Below are 7,417 nucleotides of genomic sequence, written 5' to 3' on the forward strand. Positions count from 1 at the left end.
CTTCAGAATACCCAATTTTACTCACCATGATATCTTTCCCCTTTCGTAAAGCCTATACTGTATAATATACTATATTTCTCTCTACGACAACTATCTTAACACATAGGGATACTATACCGTTTCGCTAATCCAATCCATTTTACAAAGGGTTACTTGTATCGATATATTAGAACATTTCGTAATAATATACTTGTTGTACATTAGAAAAGCATGTTACCATATCCATCTATGTTTTTTAACTAAATATTTTTTTGAAATAGATGTGCCTATTACTGATATTAATGCAGGAATAGAATATAAAATACCAATGTACCTTATATCAATTATATTTAGCAACAACATTACTCCAATTGAAGCAATTATTAAACCATTAAATAGGTAGAATACTCTATTACAATAGATAAACTTTTCCTTATTCTTAATCTCACTTTCAGTTAATTTTCCAATCATTATTTTTTTAGGATTACATATTGCACAAGCAAATATGAAAATTCCAAATAAAAGTGTAACAATATCAAACCCTATTATTATAATTTCTTTATTCATATTTATCTCTCCTACTCACAAAGTATTTACAAGCTTGATTTCAAAATATTCTACAAGTATAACATAAAATATTTATTCAATTATACCACCTATTGTCTTATCCAAGAGTCAGGAGAATAATAAAATGAATGAAAAACCATTACAAGTTCGTATTATATCAACCTATAGCTATTAATAATAGCTATATGCAAACATTTTTTGTGTTAATAAGTGTTATAATTCTTGTAATTATTGAAAAATTACATTTAAATAAACTATTTAATGAAGATGGAAGCAGAAAAAAATAGAATGATTTTCTTGTATAGTTCCTCAATTATAAATTTACTATACTTAAATAATTAGAGAAAAGTTTATTGGCTTGTATATTTACGACAAGCCAATTTTATATTCTTTTATCCTCAATATTGTCTAACATAGCTAAAACTTAAAATAGATTTTATTAAAAAAAACTATAAAAAGCACAATATATATTAGGGATCAAACAATATACCATTCTATTGTGTTGTATTGTTTTCATGGTTTAGAACTACAAAATGCTCATATGGACCATATGGTATAATTAAGAAAATAAGTTAATTCGAATTTGTAAAATATTATAAAACCAAAAGCAATTAAATAAAAAAAGTTGGAGGTGCTGTTGTTGGATTTACTAAAAGTAAAAAATGAATTTTTTTCTCCTATTATATCTTTCATTAATGATAATAAATTTATTAAAGCTTGTTTAATTATAAGTGCAGGTGCTTTAGTATTTTTATTAGGAACCAAAGTTGGAGCGTATATAAAGATGTAAACCATTCACTTAGTATAATACATGTGTTGCGGATTAGGAAAATATGTTAGAGTTAATGTTGGTATTGAAGAACTTTCAAGATTTGAATATTGCTATAGATAATAGATATTACTTAATTTATATTTTATGATATAATTAGTACAAAATATAAATTATTATTAAGGGAGAAATTATGTGGTTATGCTAGAAATAAAAGTAAATGATAAAGTTAAAGTTTTCAAAAAAAATATATTTTCTAATAAGATTAATAAAACTATGGTTGGCATAGTAAAAAGAATTGAAGAGTGGGAAGAAGAAGACGACCATACTAAAATGTTATTTAGAAAGTATGAATTTGAACCAATTGCAACTAATGTTACAGATTAGGAATATATGTCGTCACTAGTACGCCCTCGTATAATGATGCTGGGGTTGATATATATAGCTTATACCAATATTCTGAAAGTAACACAATAGTAATTGAGTTACATTCACTTTGTTGCTATTACCTATTCCTTAAAAATTTCATTTTTATCTTTTAAAGTTAGTGATAATCTCCTTTGCAGCATACAACATAGATATTTTCATCATTAATACTATATATTACAATATTTCTCTTATTAATTTAGTAATCACATGTATTTTTTCTATTTTTAGATAAAATTTCCTTGTCACACATACAATACATGATATAGTATATATGTGTCATCAATATATTAATTTGTATTCTGCTAGGAGGTTCTATTTTGATAAATAAAATTAAGAATAGACTATATAACCTAAATATAGAAAAAAAAGAAACAAATTTTAAGCCTATTGTTTTTAGTAGCATATTATCAACTATTATATTTATAACAATTATTTGTATAATTGACAAAATGCATATATTTAGCAATGGAAAAGATTTAATTAAATTTCTAGGCATGGGAATTTCATTTTTTGTAACTATAATATTAATACAATATGTTATTTCAAGATTTTCTAACAAAAATAATAAAACATAGAGCTATAGCAAACTCGCTTCGCTCATAAAAACCATAGTTAGGGGCATCATAGTATCTATACTGATTAACAAAGATAGTGTTAATACTATCTTTGTTTTATTTATTTTTTTAACCTCTTATAAGACTCTTTCAAACCACAAGTCGGTAAAACTATCTGACCTTCATCCGTATTGCCAACAAAAGTAACATTACCTATGTAAGTTAAATAACCGGTATATGCTGCTATAATTGCATCTAGCTTATCTGTTTTTGCGTGTCTTCCACATCCAGAAAGTATTTTTTCAACACCTTTAAACCCTAATTTCTCTAGTATATCAATTCTTTCTTTTAACCCCTTATCAGTATCTTTTGGTGAAGGAATATATTCTAACAAAACTGTAAAACAGGCATGAGGAAACACTTCTATAAAGCCTTGAATATTATCACTAGATTTTCTGATATTTATTTCCTTATATCCTAATTCCTCAAGCTTTGCAAAAAGATTAAATCCTGTTTTCATCCACCCTTTCCATCCAGTAATTTCATCCATGCTTCCTGGAGTAGAAAATGGATTTATTCCTCTTCTTGATAATTCATACTCGCTAACTTTTTTGTTGTAATGTCCCTTTAGTTTGCAATTTAAAGTCATCCTATACTTATCATTATTCATAAACCCATAATTCAATTTATATGGAGCATCCACCGCTATTATAGATACTTCTTTATTTTTCAAATAATTAAGTAGCCCATCAGGAACCATATTATCTATAAATTCTATATTTAATTTCTCATCTATACTTGCCACCGTCAATTTTTCCTTATGTACATCAACACCAATAAATTGCACAAATCATACCCCCTTATCTTATTCATTTATAAAATTATTTTACTATATTATTTAATAATTAACAATATATTGATTATATTGCTTTAAACTTATATGTAACAATTTAAATATCAAGAATACCTCGCTTCACTAGATATTTAGGTTTGGCGAAATAAGCAAAAGAGAGATATAATGGGAATGTTGTAGTGTTTTACAACATCCCTATTTAAAAAGTTTTAAAAATTTGAAATTATTATATGGAGGCAGAAGAATGGAATCATTAAAATATTTTAAATCTAAAAAAATCTCTGAGAGTATTATAAGAATTTTTGGACCTACTGATGAATTAATGTATTTAGTAGAAGGAGATAAGAAAGCTATTCTTATAGATACTGGAACTGGTGTTGGGAATTTAAGCGAATATGTAAATAAACTTACAAACAAAAAAATCACTGTAATACTTACGCATGGACATGTGGATCATGCATCTGGTGCACCAAATTTTGATGATGTATATATGAACCATGCTGATGAAGAAGTATACAAGGAACATAACGATTTAACTCTACGTAAAAATTATGTTAAAAGTCAATATAAAGATTTTGATAAAATTAAAGAGAGTGATTATGTGCAAACAAGGTCTTCATCATTCTATAAAGATTTGAAGGATGGAGCAGTATTTAATCTTGGAGGAATAACCTTAGAAGTCTACGATGCGGCCGGACATACACCAGGACAAATGGCTATTCTTTTTAAAGAAGAAAGAATCCTAATGGTTGGAGATGCTGCAAATCAAGCCACTGTTTTATTTGACAAAAATTCATTAGGTATAACTAGCTATGAAAAGTCTATGAGGAATTTATTATTAAAAACAGACGGAAAATTTGACAAAATACTTCTTTCTCATGGATCAGGAGATGCACCAAAAGAATTATTGGCTAATATCATTCTGTTATGTGAAGATATTAAAGCTGGAAATGCGGATGAAGTACCATTTGATTTTATGGGTCAAAGAGCATATATTGCAAAAAAAACAAATACTCAATTTGAACGTGTTGATGGTGGCTTTGGTAATATTATTTATTTAAAAGAGAAAGTTAATTATTGAATTTAGGACATATGAAATATAGACTTTATACTTCATAGTCACAATATGAATGCTATTGAACATTTAAGGAAGCTAATAATTGTTATTTTTGTATTAATAGTAATAAAACTATTAATGAATAGACCCAAACCCCTAAGAGTAATTTCTTAAGGGTTTGGGTCTATTATAATCCGAATAAAATTTAGTTGTTTTTATTTAAGCAATTTATTTTTCTTTAACCTAGAATATATATAGCATAAACAATCAACTACTAGATACATATTGTCTTTAAACTGTTGAAACTCTATCGGCAAGTCACATATATCTATATATTCAATTTTATTTGTACCTTCTAATGTCTTTATCTTTGAATTGTATTCTGTACCTAATATATATTTCAATGCATGACGAGGTCCCGCGTGCACGAATACTTTGCTAGGCATTAAATTTAAATATATACCCATTGCTAAAGCTCTATCATACTGTGAGAATTCATCAAAATTTTTTATTTTACCGTTATACATAAGTTTAATAATATCATCAAACTGCTTGCAATTATTTATTTTATTTTCATTAGCTTTTATATATGATGCAGCTAATTTAAAAGCATTTTCTAGACCAAATGATTTCAAAAACCACATGTGGTCAGGGCAAAAAACCATAGCATATTCCACATAATCCTCATAATTAAGTTCTTTACTTTTTGTTTTATAGAGTTCCACATAATTAATATCTTCTTGCATTTTAAGCTTAATATAATCATCAATCATAACCTTAAGCGGCTTACTCATAAATGTTTCTCCTTTCTAATATCGTCATTGTACAATTATATTTACCTTCTTTGAAATATAGAACGAAAGTGGATAGTCCCTAATATTTGCTAACATTAGTTTTAATTTTTTCTTGATTTTGGTTTTATTAAATTCCCTTTGCCCATTAGAACCCCCGTTGGTTGTGAATAATTTGTAACTTAGTTGTTATATGTTTTTTTAAATTTATTGTTTTTTATACAAATGAATTCATCTAAAATAAAACTTGCATTTTCCATAAGCTAGTACTACAATAAAACTTAAATTGCAGAAGAAAATATACTTAACTCTATAATAACAAGTAGAGTATTTTTTTTGTTTTTAAATACCATAATAGCAATTAATATTTTATTAAAACTTCAATTATATGAATATTATATTAATGGAAAATTCGAAGGAGAACACAGGATGAAAAAATTCAAACTTGGACTAGGTACACAGATTCTTATCGGACTTACACTTGGTGTTATAGTGGGTGCTATTTTCTATGGTAACCCAGCAGTTATACCATTTCTACAACCTTTAGGCGATGTTTTCATACGTCTAATTAAAATGATTATAGTTCCAATTATATTTTGTTCACTTGTTGTTGGAATTGCAGGTGGAGAAGATGGAAAACAAATTGGTAGATTAGGTCTAAAGACTTTAATTTACTTTGAAGTAGTAACTACAGTTGCCATTTTGGTTGGAATATTGGCAGGCAATGTATTCCATCCTGGAACAGGAATAGATATGGCATCGCTTGTAAAAACTAATATATCAAGTTATGTAAGTACTACTAAAACTGTTGCAAATCACAGTATGGTAGATATGATTGTAAATATTGTTCCTACAAACATTGTTAGCGCTATGGCTGAAGGTAATATGCTTTCTATTATATTCTTCTCGGTTATGTTCGGATTAGGAATTTCTGCAGTGGGGGAAAAAGCAAAACCCGTCCTTCGATTATGTCAAGGGATTTCTGAGGCAATGTTCTGGGTAACTAATCAAGTTATGAAAGTGGCACCAATTGGAGTATTTGGTTTAATGGGTGTGACCGTTTCAAAATTTGGTCTTAAATCTCTAATTCCTCTGGGTAAGTTAACTTTTACTATTTATGGATGTATGATATTCTTCGTTTTAGTAATACTGGGATTAATAGCTAAAATGGTAGGAGTAAATATTTTTTCATTAATTAAGGTTTTAAAAGATGAAATTATTCTCGCATATACTACAGCAAGTTCTGAAGCGGTATTACCTAGAGTAATGAACAAAATGGAGAGCTTTGGTTGTTCAAAATCTATTGTATCCTTTGTTATTCCAACTGGTTATTCATTTAATTTAGATGGATCGACATTATATCAATCTATTGCAGCGCTTTTTATTGCTCAGTTATATGGAGTTCATTTGTCAGTACTTGCTCAAATTAACTTAGTGGTAGTTCTTGCAATTACTTCAAAAGGTATGGCAGGTGTTGCAGGAGCATCTTTAGTTGTATTATTAGCTACTCTTGGATCTGTAGGTATTCCATTAGAAGGAGTAGCATTTGTCGCTGGAATTGACCGTATTCTTGATATGGCAAGAACAGTTGTAAATGTAGTTGGTAACTCATTAGCTGCTGTAGTTATGTCCAAATGGGAAGGTAAATACGATGCAGTTAAAGGTGAGAAATATCTAGAAGAAATTAAGAACGGTGTTATTGATTCTAAAGCATCTCAAAGTTTGTAATCGACATTGCTATAATCTAAGTAATGGCTTCAATATTTTAATTTTTTAATCTCAGATAAAATATCCTGCATCAATTTTGTTAATATAGCCTATAAAGTAGATAATTTAAAATGTCTACTTTATAGGCTATTATATTATTTTTATAATAACAAGTAATTATGATATTAGTATCCAATTTTTATGTAAATAAAATATAATTCATTCTTTTGCTTTGTTGTATTTAGTACGATCTTGAACTTCTATTTATCATGTTATAAATTTTGTTTATAACCTAATAAATAATCTATATTGGTCATAAAAAAAATATCAACGTATAATAAAGATAAAAGAGAGACAAAGTTTAATTATGAATAATAATTAATTTTCATTGCTATTTTTAGTAGTAATAGACCATAGGAGCCCATTAGATAAGTCTAGTATTTATAATTATCAAAGAAATCACAGGAGGAGTAATTTATGTTAGCTACAGAAATTTTGAATAATCCGTTCCTTAATAAAGGAACTGCATTTACTAAAGAAGAAAGAAAACAATTTGGTTTGACTGGAACATTACCAACACAAGTACAAACATTAGAACAACCCTATGTGTTAAGATAGTTGTCGTAGAGAGAAATATAGTATATTATACAGTATAGGCTTTACGAAAGGGGAAAGATATCATGGTGAGTAAAATTGGGTATTCTGAAGAAA

General features: G+C 27.6%; 10 protein-coding genes. 7 read left to right on the forward strand and 3 right to left on the reverse strand.

The window, feature by feature from the left end:
• Positions 1 to 213 precede the first annotated feature (213 nt).
• The gene (locus tag KPL37_RS18625) at positions 214 to 546 is read right to left on the reverse strand and encodes a hypothetical protein (RefSeq protein WP_216151571.1); all 333 of its coding nucleotides are present in this window, start codon (positions 544 to 546) and stop codon (positions 214 to 216) included.
• Between the two features lie 128 nt (positions 547 to 674).
• Between KPL37_RS18625 and KPL37_RS18630 the strand changes: the two genes are divergently transcribed.
• The 4 genes from KPL37_RS18630 (at position 675) to KPL37_RS18645 (ending at position 2,319) form a co-directional block, all read left to right on the forward strand.
• Complete coding sequence (locus tag KPL37_RS18630; RefSeq protein ID WP_216151572.1) at positions 675 to 833, forward strand: hypothetical protein; 159 nt, start codon at positions 675 to 677, stop codon at positions 831 to 833.
• A 353-nt stretch (positions 834 to 1,186) separates the two neighbouring features.
• Positions 1,187 to 1,336 (forward strand): hypothetical protein, encoded by a 150-nt coding sequence (locus KPL37_RS18635; protein WP_216151573.1) that lies wholly within the window; start codon positions 1,187 to 1,189, stop codon positions 1,334 to 1,336.
• A 180-nt stretch (positions 1,337 to 1,516) separates the two neighbouring features.
• Positions 1,517 to 1,702, forward strand: coding sequence for a hypothetical protein (locus KPL37_RS18640; protein WP_216151574.1), 186 nt, complete (start codon positions 1,517 to 1,519; stop codon positions 1,700 to 1,702).
• 359 nt (positions 1,703 to 2,061) lie between these two features.
• Entirely contained in the window at positions 2,062 to 2,319 is a 258-nt protein-coding gene (locus KPL37_RS18645) for a hypothetical protein (protein WP_216151575.1), read from the forward strand.
• A gap of 100 nt (positions 2,320 to 2,419) precedes the next feature.
• Here KPL37_RS18645 and KPL37_RS18650 read toward each other — a convergent pair whose 3' ends face one another.
• Positions 2,420 to 3,145 carry a DUF429 domain-containing protein gene (locus KPL37_RS18650; RefSeq protein WP_216151576.1) on the reverse strand — a complete coding sequence of 242 codons (726 nt, stop codon included), beginning with the start codon at positions 3,143 to 3,145 and terminating at the stop codon, positions 2,420 to 2,422.
• A 250-nt stretch (positions 3,146 to 3,395) separates the two neighbouring features.
• Here KPL37_RS18650 and KPL37_RS18655 point away from each other — a divergent pair, with 250 nt between their 5' ends.
• The gene (locus KPL37_RS18655; RefSeq protein WP_216151577.1) at positions 3,396 to 4,232 is read left to right on the forward strand and encodes an MBL fold metallo-hydrolase; all 837 of its coding nucleotides are present in this window, start codon (positions 3,396 to 3,398) and stop codon (positions 4,230 to 4,232) included.
• A gap of 191 nt (positions 4,233 to 4,423) precedes the next feature.
• On the opposite strand, the gene KPL37_RS18660 is transcribed toward KPL37_RS18655, so the two are convergent.
• Positions 4,424 to 5,002, reverse strand: a complete 579-nt coding sequence (locus KPL37_RS18660) for a hypothetical protein (RefSeq protein WP_216151578.1) — start codon at positions 5,000 to 5,002, stop codon at positions 4,424 to 4,426.
• Positions 5,003 to 5,428: 426 nt separating this feature from the next.
• On the opposite strand from KPL37_RS18660, the gene KPL37_RS18665 reads away from it, so the two are divergent.
• Both KPL37_RS18665 and KPL37_RS18670 read left to right on the forward strand, forming a co-directional pair.
• The gene (locus KPL37_RS18665) at positions 5,429 to 6,727 is read left to right on the forward strand and encodes a cation:dicarboxylate symporter family transporter (protein ID WP_216151579.1); all 1,299 of its coding nucleotides are present in this window, start codon (positions 5,429 to 5,431) and stop codon (positions 6,725 to 6,727) included.
• A 456-nt stretch (positions 6,728 to 7,183) separates the two neighbouring features.
• Positions 7,184 to 7,324: a hypothetical protein gene (locus tag KPL37_RS18670; RefSeq protein ID WP_216151580.1), complete on the forward strand. Its 141-nt coding sequence runs from the start codon at positions 7,184 to 7,186 to the stop codon at positions 7,322 to 7,324.
• Positions 7,325 to 7,417: the final 93 nt, after the last annotated feature.

This window comes from Clostridium frigoris (assembly GCF_018861865.1).
GTDB classification, from domain to species: domain Bacteria; phylum Bacillota; class Clostridia; order Clostridiales; family Clostridiaceae; genus Clostridium_AD; species Clostridium_AD frigoris.